The organism is Synechocystis sp. PCC 6803 substr. PCC-P (genome assembly GCF_000284455.1).
Classification (GTDB): domain Bacteria; phylum Cyanobacteriota; class Cyanobacteriia; order Cyanobacteriales; family Microcystaceae; genus Synechocystis.
Genome location: NC_017039.1, coordinates 2,714,993 through 2,731,840, shown reverse-complemented (window position 1 = coordinate 2,731,840; position 16,848 = coordinate 2,714,993). Strand labels below are relative to the sequence as shown.

Annotated in this window: 17 protein-coding genes; 5 read left to right on the top strand and 12 right to left on the bottom strand. The window is 50.1% G+C overall.

Features of this window, described 5'->3' with window-relative positions; translation table 11 throughout:
* Positions 1 to 27 precede the first annotated feature (27 nt).
* Positions 28 to 933, bottom strand: a complete 906-nt coding sequence (locus SYNPCCP_RS12790) for a CoB--CoM heterodisulfide reductase iron-sulfur subunit B family protein (RefSeq protein WP_010873647.1) — start codon at positions 931 to 933, stop codon at positions 28 to 30.
* 306 nt (positions 934 to 1,239) lie between these two features.
* On the opposite strand from SYNPCCP_RS12790, the gene sigC reads away from it, so the two are divergent.
* On the top strand, positions 1,240 to 2,454 hold the full coding sequence (sigC, locus tag SYNPCCP_RS12785; protein WP_010873646.1) for an RNA polymerase sigma factor SigC: 1,215 nt from the start codon (positions 1,240 to 1,242) through the stop codon (positions 2,452 to 2,454).
* Here the strand turns inward: sigC and egtC are convergent.
* Positions 2,451 to 3,365, bottom strand: a complete 915-nt coding sequence (gene egtC / locus SYNPCCP_RS12780; RefSeq protein ID WP_010873645.1) for an ergothioneine biosynthesis protein EgtC — start codon at positions 3,363 to 3,365, stop codon at positions 2,451 to 2,453. The genes sigC and egtC overlap by 4 nt on opposite strands.
* A 577-nt stretch (positions 3,366 to 3,942) precedes the next feature.
* On the opposite strand from egtC, the gene SYNPCCP_RS12775 reads away from it, so the two are divergent.
* On the top strand, positions 3,943 to 5,202 hold the full coding sequence (locus SYNPCCP_RS12775) for a DUF4912 domain-containing protein (protein WP_010873644.1): 1,260 nt from the start codon (positions 3,943 to 3,945) through the stop codon (positions 5,200 to 5,202).
* Positions 5,203 to 5,305: 103 nt separating this feature from the next.
* Here SYNPCCP_RS12775 and SYNPCCP_RS12770 read toward each other — a convergent pair whose 3' ends face one another.
* The 8 genes from SYNPCCP_RS12770 to SYNPCCP_RS17795 all read right to left on the bottom strand — a co-directional run bounded on the left by SYNPCCP_RS12770 (position 5,306) and on the right by SYNPCCP_RS17795 (position 11,770).
* The gene (locus SYNPCCP_RS12770) at positions 5,306 to 6,967 is read right to left on the bottom strand and encodes a phospholipase D-like domain-containing protein (RefSeq protein ID WP_010873643.1); all 1,662 of its coding nucleotides are present in this window, start codon (positions 6,965 to 6,967) and stop codon (positions 5,306 to 5,308) included.
* Positions 6,955 to 7,317 carry a hypothetical protein gene (locus SYNPCCP_RS12765; protein WP_223211286.1) on the bottom strand — a complete coding sequence of 121 codons (363 nt, stop codon included), beginning with the start codon at positions 7,315 to 7,317 and terminating at the stop codon, positions 6,955 to 6,957. The genes SYNPCCP_RS12770 and SYNPCCP_RS12765 overlap by 13 nt, the downstream gene beginning before the upstream one ends.
* 56 nt (positions 7,318 to 7,373) lie before the next feature.
* Positions 7,374 to 7,925, bottom strand: a complete 552-nt coding sequence (locus SYNPCCP_RS12760) for a TolB family protein (RefSeq protein WP_010873641.1) — start codon at positions 7,923 to 7,925, stop codon at positions 7,374 to 7,376.
* A 55-nt stretch (positions 7,926 to 7,980) separates the two neighbouring features.
* Positions 7,981 to 8,688 carry a ribose-5-phosphate isomerase RpiA gene (gene rpiA, locus SYNPCCP_RS12755; protein ID WP_010873640.1) on the bottom strand — a complete coding sequence of 236 codons (708 nt, stop codon included), beginning with the start codon at positions 8,686 to 8,688 and terminating at the stop codon, positions 7,981 to 7,983.
* A gap of 222 nt (positions 8,689 to 8,910) precedes the next feature.
* Entirely contained in the window at positions 8,911 to 9,366 is a 456-nt protein-coding gene (locus SYNPCCP_RS12750) for an RNA-binding protein (protein WP_010873639.1), read from the bottom strand.
* Positions 9,367 to 9,594: 228 nt separating this feature from the next.
* Positions 9,595 to 9,939, bottom strand: coding sequence for a rhodanese-like domain-containing protein (locus SYNPCCP_RS12745; RefSeq protein WP_010873638.1), 345 nt, complete (start codon positions 9,937 to 9,939; stop codon positions 9,595 to 9,597).
* Between the two features lie 36 nt (positions 9,940 to 9,975).
* A complete protein-coding gene (locus SYNPCCP_RS12740; RefSeq protein ID WP_010873637.1) occupies positions 9,976 to 11,583 on the bottom strand; it encodes a SpoIID/LytB domain-containing protein in 1,608 nt (535 codons plus the stop codon).
* A gap of 61 nt (positions 11,584 to 11,644) precedes the next feature.
* Positions 11,645 to 11,770 carry a hypothetical protein gene (locus SYNPCCP_RS17795; protein WP_255345203.1) on the bottom strand — a complete coding sequence of 42 codons (126 nt, stop codon included), beginning with the start codon at positions 11,768 to 11,770 and terminating at the stop codon, positions 11,645 to 11,647.
* A gap of 9 nt (positions 11,771 to 11,779) precedes the next feature.
* Here SYNPCCP_RS17795 and SYNPCCP_RS12735 point away from each other — a divergent pair, with 9 nt between their 5' ends.
* Both SYNPCCP_RS12735 and SYNPCCP_RS12730 read left to right on the top strand, forming a co-directional pair.
* Positions 11,780 to 13,285, top strand: coding sequence for a hypothetical protein (locus tag SYNPCCP_RS12735; protein WP_010873636.1), 1,506 nt, complete (start codon positions 11,780 to 11,782; stop codon positions 13,283 to 13,285).
* Between the two features lie 26 nt (positions 13,286 to 13,311).
* Positions 13,312 to 13,764: a YraN family protein gene (locus SYNPCCP_RS12730; protein ID WP_010873635.1), complete on the top strand. Its 453-nt coding sequence runs from the start codon at positions 13,312 to 13,314 to the stop codon at positions 13,762 to 13,764.
* A 36-nt stretch (positions 13,765 to 13,800) separates the two neighbouring features.
* Here SYNPCCP_RS12730 and SYNPCCP_RS12725 read toward each other — a convergent pair whose 3' ends face one another.
* Together SYNPCCP_RS12725 and folE are read right to left on the bottom strand one after the other, a co-directional pair.
* Positions 13,801 to 15,051, bottom strand: coding sequence for a competence/damage-inducible protein A (locus SYNPCCP_RS12725; RefSeq protein WP_010873634.1), 1,251 nt, complete (start codon positions 15,049 to 15,051; stop codon positions 13,801 to 13,803).
* 208 nt (positions 15,052 to 15,259) lie between these two features.
* A complete protein-coding gene (folE, locus tag SYNPCCP_RS12720; RefSeq protein ID WP_010873633.1) occupies positions 15,260 to 15,964 on the bottom strand; it encodes a GTP cyclohydrolase I FolE in 705 nt (234 codons plus the stop codon).
* Between the two features lie 336 nt (positions 15,965 to 16,300).
* Here folE and pyrR point away from each other — a divergent pair, with 336 nt between their 5' ends.
* A complete protein-coding gene (gene pyrR, locus SYNPCCP_RS12715) occupies positions 16,301 to 16,837 on the top strand; it encodes a bifunctional pyr operon transcriptional regulator/uracil phosphoribosyltransferase PyrR (protein WP_010873632.1) in 537 nt (178 codons plus the stop codon).
* Positions 16,838 to 16,848: the final 11 nt, after the last annotated feature.

Genomic DNA, 16,848 nt, shown 5'->3' with positions numbered 1-16,848 from the left:
ATTTGCCTGAACTAATTGTTAGATAAGTTAAGTAAGACCAAGCTTAGCTAACACTGGGGTAGTAGAAACCACATGGCGGTCAAGTCCCAGCTCCTTGGGATCAATGCCTAGGGCCAAACCTACCAATTGGGGCAGATGTAACACCGGTAAATTTAATGGTTGCCCCAATACCTGACCAATTTCCGGTTGACGGGAATCCAGTTGCAGATGGCATAGGGGACAGGGGGTAACTAAACAATCGGCCCCGGCGGCGATCGCCGTTTGTAAATGCCGGCCGGCCAGTTGAAAAGATTGGGGCGTAGCATAGCTGGAGATGGGCCAACCACAGCATTGGGTACGACCTTCGTAGTAAATGGGGTTAGCCCCTAGGGTAGTAAAGACTTTTTCCAGAGATTGGGGATCAAAAGGGTTAGCTTCCGGCAAATTTTCCTGGGCCCGGAGCAGGTAACAACCATAAAAAGAAGCACAGTTGAGGCCAGTTAGACTTTGCCTGACCCGCTGGGCCAAAGCTTCTAGCCCAAAATCCTGTACCAAAGCCCAGAGTAAATGGGTCACCCGGCTGGAGCCTCGATAGGGAGCACAGCTTTCTTTTTTTAGGTAACCGTTGATTTGTTCCACATAGGCTGGGTCATCTTTTTGGGCTTTTTTTAGCCGTTCGTCCACATGGGCAATTACGCCCTGACAGGTACTGCAATGGGTTAATAAGGGCAAATTTAACTGTTCTGCCAAGGCGATATTGCGGGCATTAACGCTATCTTCTAACAGTTGGGAATCTTCTTTGAAGGTGCCAGAGCCACAACAGGAAGCTTTTTTTAGCTCCAATAATTTAATGCCCAAAGCTTTGCTCAGAGCGGTGGTGGCCAGGTGCAATTCCCCACAGGCCCCCTGGGCAACGCAACCGGGAAAGTAGGCATATTCAAGGGCAGTAATCATGGCGGCGACGGGAAGTGTTCTCTCTAGGCAGTATATCGTGGGCTTTTGGTCGGGGAACAAAAAACGCCATTCCCCACTAAGTTTAGTCAACGTCTTTAATGCTCTCCGTCAATGGAAAAGCCTGCCATCGGCCATAGATTTTTTGAAAGGTTTACAATGGAGAGACCGGGATTATAGAACCATATTGTCCAGGCAAACCCCGACTATAGTCGGAACAGTTTGTAGGGGCAGCGCCGACAAAAAAATAGACAATTAAAGAATGTTACCCTTGACTTAACATCGAGTCCCAGTCACCCCCGGACCTCCATGACTAAACCAAGCAACGATGAGCCGCCACTGACTAATGTACGAGATTTGGAAGCTATGTTGCCGCTGGAGGAAGAGGATTTAACGGCAGACTCCCAGGATTTGGAATACACCGCTGTAGCCCATCGTCAGCAATTTAGTACTGATTTAGTGCGCCTTTACCTCCAGGATATTGGTCGCATTCCCCTGTTGAAGCGAGATGAAGAGGTGCACATAGCCCAGCAGGTGCAAAGCTATCTCCGCCTAGTGGAAATCCAAAATCGGGCCGCAGAATCCGATGCTGCCATTGACCAATACCAAACGGCGATCGCCGTCCACGATCAACTTTTAGTCCAGTTGGGTCATCGTCCTTCCTATGAACGTTGGGCCAAAATCCTCGGGCAAACCGTAGCGACCCTTAAGCAAACCCTCAAAAGCGGTAAAAAACGATGGGCGGAGTTGGCGGGGTTGACGGTGGAAGAATTAGAGAATATTGAAAAGCAGGGCATTACGGCCAAAGCCCACATGATCAAAGCCAATTTAAGGCTAGTGGTTTCCGTCGCCAAGAAATACCAAAATCGGGGCTTGGAACTTTTAGATCTGATCCAAGAGGGCACCCTGGGGTTGGAGCGGGCGGTGGAAAAATTTGATCCCACCAAGGGTTACCGCTTTAGCACCTATTCCTACTGGTGGATTCGTCAGGGCATCACCAGGGCGATCGCCACCCAGAGTCGTATGATTCGTTTGCCGGTGCACATCACCGAGAAGTTAAATAAAATCAAACGAGCCCAGCGGAAAATTTCCCAAGAAAAGGGCCACACTCCGAAAATTGACGAAGTGGCGGAAGAATTAGGCATGACCCCGGAGCAGGTGCGGGAAGTGCTGACCCAAGTGCCCCGTTCCGTCTCCCTAGAACTCAAGGTGGGGCAGGATAAGGATACGGAGCTAATGGATTTACTGGAAACCGACACCCAGTCGCCGGAGGATGAATTGATGCGGGAGGCTCTCCAGAATGACATGCAGGAAATTTTGCTAGATTTGACCCCCAGGGAACAGGAAGTAATCGCCCTGCGCTTTGGTTTTCAAGACGGCGTAGCCCACTCCCTATCTGAAATTGGGCGTATTTTGAATTTATCGAGGGAAAGGGTACGACAGATTGAAGCTAAGGCTCTGCAAAAGTTGCGCCATCCCCGCCGCCGGGACCGCATCCGGGACTATTACGAAAATTTGGGTTAGGCCACTGAATTCGCTAAAACTTTAACGGCGATCGCCTCTGGACTATTAATTACCAAAATACTTTGGGAGGGACAGGCCTGCCATTTTTGGTCGGCAAATAGGGGTTCCGAAGCCACAATCACTCCCCCCGGACACCGCTCACTATTAGCCAACCAATATAGACTAGGTTCCGGTTGACGACTGGCATAACGACAGGCCACAATGCGCTGACCATCGGCCAGCAGAATATTGGCGGAAAAAAACGTGTCATGTTGTCGAGCCAACTCCACCAACGTCAGTAAACTTGCCTCCAACGCTTTTCCTAAGCTCGTCTTTGCCCAATCACTATCACCAGGAGAAGTTTGCCTTAACCGCCGGAGATTATCCAAAATTAGGGCAAAAATATGTTCCGAGTCGGTGGTGCCATGGATAAACTGATAACTGGCATCGCTCAATAAATTGCGTAGAGGCCGGTAGAGAGTGGTGCGAAAATTATTAATAAAGCCATTGTGGACAAATAAAAGTCCTTCCTCAGTAAAGGGCTGACAATTAGTCAAATCCACTGCCAACGGCGGTGTGGCGCTACGGACATAACTGACAAAACAACTAGACTGGATATACCGACTCAAGTGGGGCAGATTAATATCACTCCAAATGGGCAGGACATTTTTGTAGAGATAGGGATTGGGCAAACTTTCCTGGTCAAACCAACCCAAGCCAAAACCGTCAGCATTCAAAAGCCCCGCTGTCATTTCCTGGGGTTGATAGCTCTGGACAATCAGGGAATGTTCCGGGCGATAAATTAGTTGCTCTGGTCGCAGTGGTTGACCCAGATACCCTAAAAGACGACACATAAAAAACTTTTGATAATCTTGGCGGCCCGCTGAAATCATCCCTACCGACGGGGAAACCAAAGGACAGTGGCTGCCCATCCCGAACTTTTACGGGGAGCATAGACCAGCTTGAAAAATCTTTCAGGGCAAAAAAAAGGCAAGAAAAAGCCCCTGGGCGTCTTTCCTTGTTTCGACTCCGGGGGCTTCAACTTACTCCTCACACACCTCTAGATAATAACTTCCTCACCCACCTACCCCATGGACACTATGACAGTTAAGAGATTGTCACAGCGCCTGGGTTGATTATCAAGAAAACTTGACTTTTGCCGCTTCACTCCGGAATTGATGGGAGCAAAAAACATAAAACTTCACAAAATAAATCAAGGATTCATGACATAGGATTCAGTGAAATGCCTGAAACTCTGTAGTAGTCGGTGATCTTGGGGTTTTGATCCCCTTGACGTTCCGCCGCTGCTCCATGTTACAAAAGGTGAAGTTCGTGATCCCCGTAGGACTCTCTCCGGCGATCGCCCTGGCTCAAGGTCAGGAACTTTAACAACATTCACCTTTGCTCCCCCTGTATCCACCATTGGAAGTAACTAAACCCATCCTCTTTCCACGGGCTGATTGTGGAAACCCGTAGTATGGACTGTCCCATAAACCCAGAGTAATTGTTATGGCTAAAGAAGACCGACCCTCCCTCAAAGACATGACGCTGCGACAATTACGCCGAGTTGCCAGTGAATGTAATATTTCCCGGTACAGTCGGATGCGTAAATCCCAGCTACTAGCAGAGGTGGAAAAAGCCCTCAACAAACCTGCCCCTGCCCCATTTTCTGTCAAACCCCTTAACCGTCCCCAGGAGGAACAAGCTGTGGAAGCTTCTAAATTTGAACTTGGTCAAGATGATAAAGTTGGCGCTCCCCTCACCGCCGTTGATGAAGTTTTGGGGGATTTGCCCGGTGGTTATGGTGAAAGCCGCATTACCCTCATGCCCAGGGATCCCCAGTGGGCCTACGCCTATTGGGATATTCCCAAAGAACATAAAGATGCTCTCCGCAGTCAAGGGGGACAGCAATTGGCCCTACGGCTCTACGATGTAACTGACCTCGATTGGCAAACCGCCAGCCCCCACAGTGTTCAGGAATATCTCTGTGATGAATTGGCCCGGGAATGGTATTTACCGATCCCCGTTAGTGACCGGGATTATGCCCTAGATATTGGCTACCGCACCTTTGATGGTCGCTGGCTCACCCTGGCCCGTTCCACCCCCATTCGCATTCCCCCCGTTTATCCCTCCGACTGGGTGGAGGAAGTATTTGTCACCGTCAATTGGGACGAAGACCTCCAAGGTAAAACCATTTACCAATTGGTTCCCCCCAGCAAACGGCCCGTGGGAGTTTCCACCGCTGTGTATGACCAAGTATTTGACATGGCCCAGGGAGCGGAGGCAATGCGGATGGCCGGTTCCCTCTACGGTTCTATGCAACATGTACCCGGTTCCATCACCCATGAGCAAACCTTGAGTTCCTATGTGTTTCCCTCCGGGGTGGGTCTGTGGGCTGCTCCCAATGTTTCTGGATTGAATATGTCCGGCATTGGCATGGGTTATGGCCTTTCCAGCAGGGAATTTATGGCTTCGGAAGCTCCAGTCCGTCCCCGGCAGTTCTGGTTGGTGGCCGATGCTGAACTGATTGTTTACGGTGCCACAGAACCCGATGCCACGGTGACCATTGGTGGCCGTCCGATTAAACTCAATGAAGATGGCACTTTCCGTTTCCAAATGTCCTTCCAAGATGGCTTGATTGACTATCCCATTGTGGCTGTAGCGGTGGATGGGGAACAAACCCGTAATGTGCATATGAAGTTTACCCGAGAGACTCCTTCCCGTAACACCAATACAAAGGAAGAAGCCGTACCGGAATGGTTTAGCTAGATTGGCTCGTTTCCAATTTATTTGCCATTGTTTAAACGAGATAAATCATAAATTTCCCGGCCAAAGGATGTGAGTTATTGCTGTTTCCTTGGTCGGGATTTTTTTACCAGGTAACTTTGCCCCGTAAACCTTCGATTTTGCTGGGACCAATGCCTTTGACCCGGCCCAAGTCTTCTAGGGAAGTGAAAGCCTTTTGCTCCCTGGTGGAGATGATTTTTTCGGCGGTGCTGGGGCCAATGCCGGGTAAACTTTCCAGTTCCTCTTGACTCCCTCGGTTCAAATTCACCAAACGATTGGGAGTTGCTTTTGCCAGGGGCTTAGGGCTAGGTCGGGGATTGGCGCACTCCTGCTCCTGGCGATCGATGCGGGCTTGTACTGTGGGAGGTAAACCATATTCTGTGACGGCATAAAGTCGGTCTAATTCCCGTTGGTAATGGGCTGCTATTTGGGCATTCTGTAAAACCAATACCGTTTCATCGTTGTTGTGGTTAGCGGCGGGGGACCAATTGTGGGAGCCGGTGATCACGGTGTCATCATCCACCAGGGCAAACTTATGGTGTAATTTATCTCCCCTTGGTAGGGCCGGGGTACCGACAAATTCAGTTGGCAAAGCCCAGGGACTATTACCAGGTTGTTCTAGGCAGTCTTCTAGCAAAGTTACTCCCAATAGATCCAGCCCTTCGCTGTAGTAACGAAAGGCAAATCCCCGATCAATTAAAGCTTTAACCTCCGTGCCCGCTTGAAATCTTTGGTTGATCACATTAGATAATGCTTGTTCACTAAAAACAAACAATGCTAATTGAATTTTTTGTTGGGCTTGATTGAGGTATTGGGCAATTAAACCATTACTGGTGTTGGGAAAAGGGATTGCTCGGCGATCGGGGGAAAACTTTACTGTTACCGTTGTCTCTCCTACTTTTAGCACTTTAGCTGGTCTGCTGGGCTTATTAATACCAAAGAGACTGTCTTTTTCTGCTCCAGGCCCGTCCCCCCAAAGTAGATTAAATTCCTCTGTGAAAAGATGGGCGACAGCGGGGGATTGGACCACCAATAGGTTATTGGCGTTGCCTCGAGTAAAATTGTCATCATAGTCGCCATGCTGGTCGCTAGGGGTAAAGTTAGCAGAAGTTACAATGACCGTTTTATTATCCAGGACCATAAATTTATGGTGCATTAAGCCTGAGCCTTTACTGCCATCTTCTGTGTCGTCAATGAGGGGAATTTTCTGAGTGCGGAGAATTTCAATGGCATCCCGTTCTGCGCTTTCTGCGGGACTAATGCGACCGTCTTGATTTTGATCTAAATAGGCTAGGGGACCACGGTAACGGAAGGGATCCTTTTCTGTTTCTACTGCTTCTTTGATGGTTTGGTTATAGGTATTTTCCAGCACCAATCTGACCCGGACCCCGGTCTTTTGTTTCTCGACCAATGCCTGGGCAATGCGAGGTAAGCGTAATTCCTGTACTGCTAGGTCAATGGTGGACTGGGCTTGGTCAATTTGCTCCAGAATTATCTGCTCAAAATTGTCCCCCTGACGTTTAAAGTCGCGGTCTGGGTCAATGAAATCGGCTCCCTTGGCATTGTTGAGGTTAAAGTAAACCTGGATCTCCTCTTGTTGTGGTAAAGGATCTGGTCGGGCCAGGGATTGTCCTAACCCCAATGGATCAACTTTGCCAATGCCAATGACGGCGATCGCCACTAGTAGGGCCAGGGCAACAAAAATGACAACGGGGTTTGGTTTCCAGCCTCTGTTTAGTTTTCCCATGGTTCAATCTGGACGATCGCCAACTCGGTCTTACTTTTACCGCAGGGCTCACTACTCTGGCAATCGTTAAAGGATAAGGGTTGATAGGTGAGTTTGACCTTTTGGCCAATCAGGGCAACCTGTTCGCAAATTTCAAAGGCGGCGTATAGCCCCTGATACTGATTACCTTGACTGTCCATCAAGTCCACATAACAAGCTAAATCTCCATTGACCAACTCTGTGATGGTGGCAACTGTGGGCAAATTCGCTTCCATCGGCTCGGCCTGCACCGGGGGCAGTTCTTTAATTGCAGTGCATGCAACCGCACCAAAGCAGAGAGTCAACCATAGGGGAAAGGAAATAGGTTTCATTGGTGTTAGCACTTTGGTCATATTCTAATTCTCTTGGCCCAGGAGTTTTGCAATTGTTAAGGGGTAGTAATAATTTTGCCCTGGGCATCCATTACCATAATGTCCCACTGGCCGTCCTGGGCCACTTCAAACGCAATGCGATCGCCGTTGGCATTGATGACGGGATTTCTAGTGTCGGCGGCTAAATCAGCGGTTAAATTACGCTTTTGTTCCGTTTGGCGATCGTAAAGGACAATGTCAGTCTTCCCTTGGCGACTGAGGGCAAAGACAATATAGCGTCCGTCCTCAGTAATGGTGGGATGACTGGCCACCTGGTCCAGGGCATTGAGGCGGGGCAGGGTTTCCAGGCGGTTATTTTGGAGATTGTATAGATAAATTCCCTGGGTCCCGTTGCGGTCGGAGGTAAAGACCAAAAAGGGATAGGTGACCTGGGGAAAAATTTCCTCGGAGGCACTGTTAACGCCCCGGCCACTGCGGTCAAAGGAAAGACTCAAGTAACGGGGATAGCCACAACCCCCCAATAAAAGCAACAAACCTGCCCAAGTTAAAAACCGCTTGAGCAAGTTAGTGAATGTTTGGAGGTAAAGTCTGGGGGAAAGGGTATCCATATCCCTTCTATTTTCCCACCTTGACTCTAGTTAAGACGATGGAGTTGAGAGAGAACTAGAATTCCCGCACCGTGGGTTGGCCGTCAATAATTTCCCCTACCAAAATTACGTCCGCTACCCCCACAAATAGGCCGTTTTCTAACACACCGGGGAGATTGTTAATGGTTTTTTCCAACTCCGCTGGGTTGGTAATGGCATCAAATTTAACGTCAATGACGAGGTTACCTTGGTCAGTGACAACGGGGCCAGCTTTTTTCACCCCCATGCGTAGTTCTGGTTTACCACCTAATTTAGCTAAAGCTCGCATTACAGGAGTTAGGGCCATGGGAATCACTTCCACCGGCAGTAAAAAAGTGGAACCCAATTTATCCACCAATTTGCCACTGTCTACCACCACCAGAAAAGTTTCCGCCAAGGCGTCAACAATTTTTTCCCTGGTGTGGGCGGCCCCTCCCCCTTTGATCAAATTTTTCTGGGGGTCAACTTCGTCCGCTCCATCGATGGCAATGTCAATGCGATCCGCCACATCCAACGTGGTTAGGGGAATGCCATATTTACGGGCCAATACTTCCGCCTGAAAGGAAGTGGGAATGCCCACTACATTTTCCAATTCTCCTTTTTTCAGGCGATCGCCAATGAATTCCAGGGCGTAGGCGGTGGTGGAACCGGTACCCAAACCAACAATGGTGTTGGATTTAACTCGGTCAGCGGCGGCTTTACCCACTGCCTGTTTCATTAAGTTGGCCGCATCTAGCTCAGCCATAAAAATTTAACCTCCGTTATTTTTTGTTTTAAATTTTTTAATTAATGGACCAATCAGAGTGACATTGGGCAAAATCCTATCACTCCAAATTACCCAACCTTTCTCTAGGCTCTATGGCGTTTTTTATTAAACTCTAAACAGGACAAAGCAATCCGGCGATCGCCGAAATCTCTACAGTGCGAACATTATCAGAACAGTTCCGGTTCAGGAAAACCTGTGGACCTACTGGGCCGCTGTCAGTTTTTCTTTTAGTTGGGCCAACTGGTCTGCCCAACGGGGGTCGGGCTGGAAACCTTCAGAAGCAGTGCTGGTGTTAGTGCTAGTGGCCGCGGCTTTTTTATTAGTCCGTTTTTTATCGGTGCGGGGTTGCTTAGTTTTTTCCCCACTGGCCACCGGAGTTTCACTGCCCCCTTCTTCGTCATCCTTGGAGCGGGGGTTAGCCTTCTCGATTTTTAAAGGGCTATCCATGAAGGATTGACCATTATATTTCTCGATGAATTCATCCGCCGCTTCGTCAGTGGAAACCGTTACAAAAGCAAATCCCCGGCATTTACCCGTTTTACGGTCTTTGATAACTTTGGTGGAAACAACAGCATTGGCTTCTGCAAATACTTCCTGCAGTGCTTCCCGCTCAATGGATTCTTTGGGTAGGTTACCGACGTAGAGACGAATGGACATGATCTAAATACCTCCGGGGATATTTTCTGTAGGAGAAATTGCTCGGGCAAAGGGCCCTGTTGGATATTAAAAAAGTTGACTATTGGGCTAACAGTTAACCAAGTTTATGACGATAATAGACACCAGGCCATGGGGACAGTCCCGTCCGCCCCGGTTACTTTTCTTAATAATATCGGCTATTGTCCTCAAAACCAAACAGTTCGGCCCCCTGCAGTTATCCAATGGGAGTTAATAACAGGGAATGGTGGCATCAATCAAACGGGAATAAGCATCAATTCCCCCCACTACGTTTTTAACTTTACTAAAACCTTGATCCACTAACCAGTGGGCCATCTGGTCTGAACGGATGCCGTGGTGACACAACACTACGGTTTCTTTCTCCCCATCGTAGCGCTCCCGAATGGTGCCAGACCACTGGGCAAACTCGCTCAAGGATAGGGTTTCAAAGCCTGGCAGGGCCGCAATTTCCACCTCATGGGGTTCCCGCACATCAATCAACTGGCGATCGCCGTTGGGGTGAGCCAACATCAGAGCCAGATCCTGAACAGAAATTTCGATGGGCATGGAAGTCATACGCAGTGAGGTGGTAATTAGGGAGAAAAATGAATATCAAGGGCGGGGGGTTTGCCCCAGAATTTGCTCATTGAGCTGTCTGATTTGAGTGCCAGGATAATAAAAAGCCAAAATTTGTTCCGCCGACCAACCCAACTGGGACAGTTTATAAGAACCGAATTGACTCATGCCGACCCCATGGCCAAAGCCCCCCCCCACAAAGAAAACGCTTTGAAGTCGCTGGTTAGCATCGTAGGTGGGTTCCAGGTAAAACAAGGTACTGCGCGGAGGGCCAAAGGCACTGCGGGCTTCGTTCTTGGCTAATTCCACTACGCCTTTATCCGTTAGCACTTCCAGGAGCAAAATTCTGCCCGACGGCGATCGACGGGTAACTTTCATATCGTAAATAGTGGTGAAGTCCGCCAGGGGATGACGCCGGTTAGTCAGATACTTTTTCAAATCCTGATTCAACTCTGCCAACGTGGCCGGGTAGCGCCAGCGCAAGAACTTCCGCCCCGTCTCGTTAAAACCCTCCTGGAGGTTAATAAATTTACGGAAAGTAGCTTCATCGGCCAAACTTTGGGTAGATAAGTTCCAAATGGGCTGGGCCGAGTCGATAACTGCCTGGAGATAGGGCCGCTCTTCCCCATTCCACACATCGCTAAATTTAGCCGTCACCCCCCCCGCCGTGGAGGAGTAGAGGGCATCCACCAATTGATTGTTGTAGGTTAAAACCTGCCCCGCCGTTTCCTTGATCGCCTCATCGGCCCTGGGGGTAGTCCCACTTAAACCGTAGTAAACCTGACAGTGGGTGGTGGCACATAACTCGTAGCCATCGGCGGCAAAACGACGCCGGTTCTGCAGGGCATAGGTGCGGGCAATGATGGTTTGGGCCTTGGCGGCCGTGGGGGGAGCACCTGGGCCAATTTCATGGGGCACCACCCCCCGGAGATAGGTTTCCAGGGGCACATGGTTCACCAGAGTGTAATTGCCGTAGGAGTTGGGCTGGAGTTGTAACCAACCGCCATAGACAAATTTTTTCTCCCCTTCCGTAACTTGAATTTGATTTTTGGCCGCAGTGACAGTCACTCGGTCGGCGGGATAGCTTTGACCATTGATGACCACCATCGCCTGGGGCTTACTATCCAACAGTACACTTTCCAGGTAGGGCAATTGATGACCCTGCTTTTTTAGATCCGCCAGTAACCAACGGCGCACCAGGGGACTATCGTATACATCCCGTTTAGCCCATACTTGCCAACGTCCTGGCTGGGTAACTTCCACCGCAATGCCTTGAGCTTGCCAACGGAGAGCATCGTCTTCTGCTGTTTCAAAGGTGGCATGGTCTCCGAGCACTAATACTTCCGCCAATTTCCTTGGCACGGCCCGACGGCTAATGGCAATGGTGCCCTGTTTGCCCTGGAGAGTGACCTTTTCTCCCTGGTTGTTAACTGCGGTAAAGGTTAAGTCATCGTTGCCCACCCCGCTAATGGTCAGTTGGTCTCGGTCTTCATCCCCAAAGCGCTGCACGACCCCCACCTGGAGCAGCACATCCTTGGCAAAACTGGGTAAAGCTCCCCCAGCCACTAAGCCCAGGGCAATGACTAAGCCACCCACACGTTGGACAGCAACCTTCAGTAAGTTACGGGGGGGGGAAATAAACATAAATAATCAACGGCGATCTATATTGGCGAGGGAATCAAAGGCAATCTAGCATCCTAACCTATCATTTTTGCTCTGCCATCTGGAGGGGATGGGGACAGTGGCCCAGGGCTAACACCGATCGCCAAAGGGTTTGTGTTATTTTGAGGGAACTGTGTAAACGGCCTCCAGCACCGGCATTTTTCCTCACTTTGCCCTGATGGAGACTGGGACCGTCAAAGTTTTTCTGGATGGCGATCAACCTATGGCAATGGATTTACCCCTCAGGTTAAGCAATGCTCCCTCATTGGGCCAGGTTTTCACTCCGGTCAATGTGGCTATTTTGAGTTCCCTCGGCATCCATGGCTTTATTTTGGGCTTGGCTTTACCCCATTGGCAATGGCAAGAATCCGCTGGGGATAACCTGACAGACCGCAATCCCGTGGGAGTGATCGAATTAACTCCAGCAGAACAAAGTCGTTTACCAGAAACGGACATTTTTTCTAGCAGTGGCCTTTTTCCCACTGCCCCCAGTGGTAGTGACCCAGGTGCCATTCCCGCTGACCCAAATTTGCCCATTCCTCCTAGCGGCGACTACAACTATTCCTTGCCTTCGGGGCCGGGCATTATGCCACCGCCACCGGCCATGCCCAATTTACCGGCCTACCCCAATTTGCCCCCCCTGACTAGCTATGGCAATTTGAGCCGTTTACCCATCACTGGTCCCCCCATTCCTTCCCTACCCCGGTTCCCTTCCACCAGACAGATTCCCCGTCCCCCAGGCCTATTTGCTCCCACCCCAGACCAGGGCATGAATCCCCTGGGCCCCGGCCCCAACCGGCCTGATTTTGGACCCTTACCTCCTTCCCAGGGCACAGGCTTTATTACTAGGGCTCCCCAGGGCATTACTACTCCCCAGGAACCGGGTTTGAGGGCGGAGGGAGAAGACACTTCTCCAGAAAAGCTGCGGGAAAATACGCTGGTTTCCATTGCCCAGCAAGGCCAGGCTTTAAAAGCGAAGGACACCATTAGCGGCGCCTATCCCCCCATTGCCTGTCGTAATCGTACGGAAGCTACGGTGGTCTATAACGTTTTTCCCAGCGGTCAGAAAGATCTGGTGGGCCGCTCCCGCTATCCCATCTTCAATCAGCTAGCTGAACAGGCGATCGCCAACAGAACCTATGGTGAACCCACCCAGGTGACAGTTTCCTTTAAATATGATGCCGAGATTTGTGGTGGTGTGGATCAATTCATTCCCCCCGGTGGAGAAACCACCAATCCAGCAGTGCCGACTGTCCCTACGCCTTCCCAAGTTACCCCGGCCCCCACGATTAGCCCCGCCCCAGGCATAGCTCCTTCCCCTGCTCCCCTGCAGCCTCAGCCCACGCCTCCACCGGCGGTGCGGTCTTCCCCCATGCCCGATGCCCCAGCGCCCCGACGACAGCCCACTACCACTCCCAGTGATCCTCCTATGAACGTGGCTCCGTCCCCTACCCGTTCTGCACCGGCGCCAGCCCCAACAGCCACCCCAACCCCGACTTCATCTCAACCTTCTTTGCCGAAAACGAAGGGAGAAATGTTGCTACAACAAAATCAGGCTCCTTCCATTGTGCCGCCCCAACCCAATGGCAATAATGGGGAAACAGAAGCAGAAGAAACCCAAAGCCAAGCTCCTGGCCTGAACAATAACAATGGTTTGCCGGGGCCCATCCAATCCAAAAAGTAGTTAATGGTGTAAACGAACAAGCAACCATGACGGATTTAGGACAGGCCGGGGAAAGTTTGGTGGCGGCCTGGCTTGAACAGCAGGGCGGAAAAATCCTGCAACAACGCTGGCGATCGCCGTGGGGAGAAATTGACTTAATTACCCATTTTCCGGACACCAAAATTATCGCCTTTGTGGAGGTAAAAACCCGTAGCGGCGGCAATTGGGACCAGGGGGGATTGTTGGCGGTCAACGCCCGTAAGCAGGAAAAAATCTGGCAAACAGCCAACCATTTCCTTGCTAGTCAGCCCCAGTGGAGTGATTGGAACTGTCGTTTCGATGTGATGATCGTTTTTTCCCAGGGTTCCGTTCCTACAGGGGAGAATGCCGAGGGGAAGTTTGCTAATTTACCGACCAATTTCCAGATGGGCCAAACCATTGTCTGGCAAGGTTACCGCCTGCGGTTGGAGCAATATTTAACCGATGCTTTTGGAGGCTAGAGAAAAATGGGGAAAAATTAGTGGGATTCAGCTAACTCAGCTACTCTGTAAACGCCGCCGCAGATGATCCAATGCTTGGCAAGCACTCAAATATCTAATCCATTCCCGTCCCCGGCGATCGCCAAATTGCAACAAGATATGGCTAGCTTGACCATGGGGATCCGCCAGGCCAACGTACACTGTACCAATAGGTTTTTCCTCCGTCCCACCACCGGGGCCAGCAATGCCGGTAATGGCAATGCCCCAATCTGTACCCAGTCTTTCTTTCACTCCCAGGGCCATCGCCTCCGCTGTGGCTTCACTAACCGCCCCACAGTATTCAATGATTTCCGGATCCACCCCGAGAAGTTTAATTTTCACCTGATTATAGTAGGCAATGACTCCGCCCCAGAAGTAGTCAGAACTGCCTGGTTGATCGGTCAACAAAGCTCCTAAACCGCCGCCTGTGCAGGATTCCGCCACCGCTACGGTTTCTCCCCGTTCTCGCAACAGGGCCCCCACCACCGACGCAATGGTATCTTCATCCTGGCCAAAATAGTCCAAACCGGCGATCGCCTTAATTTCCTCTGCTATTGGATCAATAATTTCTTTGGCCAGGGCTTCCGAAGAAGCGGGACAGGAAATTCTCAAACGCACTTCCCCTTTACCGGCATAGGGGGCCACGGTGGGATTGGTCAAAGTGAAAAAATCCGTTACTTTTTCTGCCAGGGCCGATTCGCCAATGCCCTGAAAGCGCAACACTCGGCTGTAGATGGTGGTTTTTCCCCAGCCCTGGCTTTGTAGATAGGGCACCGCCACCCCTTGCCACATTTGACGCATTTCTGATGGCACCCCAGGGAAAGTCAAAATCAATAGGTCCGGTTGGGGATGCCAAATCATGCCTGGGGCCGTTCCCGTTGCATTGGCCAATAATTCTGCCCCCAGGGGAAGCAGAGCTTGCTTACGATTATTGGCGGCCATGGGGCGCCCCGTTTGGGCAAATTTTGCTTCAATATCGGCAATAACAGCGATGTTTTCCTGTAAAGGAGTCCGGAAAAAATCCGCTATGGTTTCCGTGGTCAAATCGTCCGGGGTAGGCCCTAATCCCCCAGTAAAAATGAGAATTTGGGCCCGTTCCCGGGCAATGGCGATCGCCCGTTTGATGCGCTCCGGATTATCCCCCACCACCGTTTGAAAATAATGGGGAATGCCAAGGCGGGCCAACTCCTGGGCTAAATATTGACTATTACTGTTAAGGATTTCCCCCAGCAATAACTCGGTGCCAACACAGATAATCTCAGCCGCCATGGAATTAAGCCCGCTAACAAGGAAACATCACTGGGTCATTAGAATGATCAAAACTACTTCTGGGGGAGAAGTTATACCTAGCCCTATCCATCTCAGCATTGCTAAACCAATCCAAGTAGATTTTCAATGTCTGAGATTGATTACTAAATATTTCTCCCAAAACCCTAACTAATTCGATGGGTTTTAGATAATTCTCCCCAGGAAACAATTAATAGAAATTAGGTTGATGGCGAATCAGGTTCAAAAACTCTTCTCTGGTTTTTTGTTCATTTTGGAAAGAACCAATCATGGCACTGGTCACTGTCCAGGAACCTGGTTTTTGTACACCACGCATTACCATGCACATGTGGGTGGCTTCCATCACCACTGCCACACCTTGGGGATCGAGGATTTCCTGTACTGCTTCGGCGATCTGCCTGGTGAGACGCTCCTGTACCTGGAGACGGCGGGAAAACATTTCCACGATGCGGGCCAGTTTGCTCAGTCCCACTACTTTTTGGTTGGGAATATAAGCCAAATGGGCCTTACCCATAAAGGGCAACATGTGATGTTCACACAAACTGAAAAAATCAATGTCCCGCACCAATACCATTTCGTTATGACCTTCGTCAAAAATGGCGCCATTGACTAATTTTTCCAAGGATTGGTCATAACCCTGGGTCAAAAATTGCATTGCTTCTGCTACCCGTTTGGGGGTTTTTAGCAAGCCTTCCCTTTCCGGATCTTCCCCTACTGACTCCAACATGACGCGCACCGCGTCCATCATTTTTTCTTTATTCAACTCAACATTTTCGGGATGATATTTCACCTCTTGCCCATTGTGGGTATTACGGTCAGGTAGGGAGGAAAGCTGATTCACTAATTTACCGGTGTTCATGCCGTTATTGATGGAATGGGAAGAAGCAATGGTCACAATAAACTGGAGGTTATGGGTATGTTTTTTAGCCCTAATGCTCCAATCGCCTTGATTGTATCGAATGATGCAGTCTCTAAAATTGTATCCGTAAAAGACCTCTGCACCGCCGACGGGTCTGGATTATGGGCAATAATCACAGTCGAGCCAGACTACCCCTGGAGGTAAACTCCGGGGCTGGAGCCATAAAGATTAGGAATTCATTAAGAAATGTAACAATCGACGTTCTAGATCATACCACGCCCCCACTGTCCGGCAGGGTGAACAGAGGAGACTTTCCCCTGTTACAGTGTCAGTGACAAAACAACTTTTTGGCATCGGTGCAGGTGGTGAGCCATGGCGGCCCAGATCATTGAAATTCTTTCCCCGGAGGAAATCCGACGTACCCTTACCCGTCTGGCTTCCCAGGTAATTGAGAAAAATAGTGACCTGTCGGAGTTGGTCTTACTGGGGATCTACACCAGGGGAGTACCCCTCGCCCATCAGCTTGCCCAGCAAATTGAAATGTTGGAACAAGTTAAAGTCCCCGTTGGGGCGATCGATGTGACTCTCTACCGGGACGATTTAAAACGGATCAAAACCCGCACCCCGGCTAAAACCAAAATTCCCCTCAGTTTGACTGGCAAAAGGGTTGTATTGGTGGATGACGTAATTTATAAAGGCCGCACTATCCGGGCGGCACTCAATGCGGTGACAGAATATGGTCGTCCCCAGGTAATTCGTTTATTAACTTTGGTAGACCGGGGTCATCGAGAGTTACCCATCCATCCTGATTTTGTTGGCAAAATCCTGCCTACAGCGGCGGAGGAACAGGTGAAAGTATATTTACAGGATCCCGATGGTCGGGACACGGTGGAGTTAATTAAAGGTTAATTTTCAACTCA

Bases quoted from the DNA above. Each gene is read 5' to 3' on its own strand.
- SYNPCCP_RS12790 (WP_010873647.1), bottom strand. From the start codon at position 933: ATGATTACTGCCCTTGAATATGCCTACTTTCCCGGTTGCGTTGCCCAG.
- sigC (WP_010873646.1), top strand. From the start codon at position 1,240: ATGACTAAACCAAGCAACGATGAGCCGCCACTGACTAATGTACGAGAT.
- egtC (WP_010873645.1), bottom strand. From the start codon at position 3,365: ATGGGCAGCCACTGTCCTTTGGTTTCCCCGTCGGTAGGGATGATTTCA.
- SYNPCCP_RS12775 (WP_010873644.1), top strand. From the start codon at position 3,943: ATGGCTAAAGAAGACCGACCCTCCCTCAAAGACATGACGCTGCGACAA.
- SYNPCCP_RS12770 (WP_010873643.1), bottom strand. From the start codon at position 6,967: ATGGGAAAACTAAACAGAGGCTGGAAACCAAACCCCGTTGTCATTTTT.
- SYNPCCP_RS12765 (WP_223211286.1), bottom strand. From the start codon at position 7,317: ATGAAACCTATTTCCTTTCCCCTATGGTTGACTCTCTGCTTTGGTGCG.
- SYNPCCP_RS12760 (WP_010873641.1), bottom strand. From the start codon at position 7,925: ATGGATACCCTTTCCCCCAGACTTTACCTCCAAACATTCACTAACTTG.
- rpiA (WP_010873640.1), bottom strand. From the start codon at position 8,688: ATGGCTGAGCTAGATGCGGCCAACTTAATGAAACAGGCAGTGGGTAAA.
- SYNPCCP_RS12750 (WP_010873639.1), bottom strand. From the start codon at position 9,366: ATGTCCATTCGTCTCTACGTCGGTAACCTACCCAAAGAATCCATTGAG.
- SYNPCCP_RS12745 (WP_010873638.1), bottom strand. From the start codon at position 9,939: ATGACTTCCATGCCCATCGAAATTTCTGTTCAGGATCTGGCTCTGATG.
- SYNPCCP_RS12740 (WP_010873637.1), bottom strand. From the start codon at position 11,583: ATGTTTATTTCCCCCCCCCGTAACTTACTGAAGGTTGCTGTCCAACGT.
- SYNPCCP_RS12735 (WP_010873636.1), top strand. From the start codon at position 11,780: ATGGAGACTGGGACCGTCAAAGTTTTTCTGGATGGCGATCAACCTATG.
- SYNPCCP_RS12730 (WP_010873635.1), top strand. From the start codon at position 13,312: ATGACGGATTTAGGACAGGCCGGGGAAAGTTTGGTGGCGGCCTGGCTT.
- SYNPCCP_RS12725 (WP_010873634.1), bottom strand. From the start codon at position 15,051: ATGGCGGCTGAGATTATCTGTGTTGGCACCGAGTTATTGCTGGGGGAA.
- pyrR (WP_010873632.1), top strand. From the start codon at position 16,301: ATGGCGGCCCAGATCATTGAAATTCTTTCCCCGGAGGAAATCCGACGT.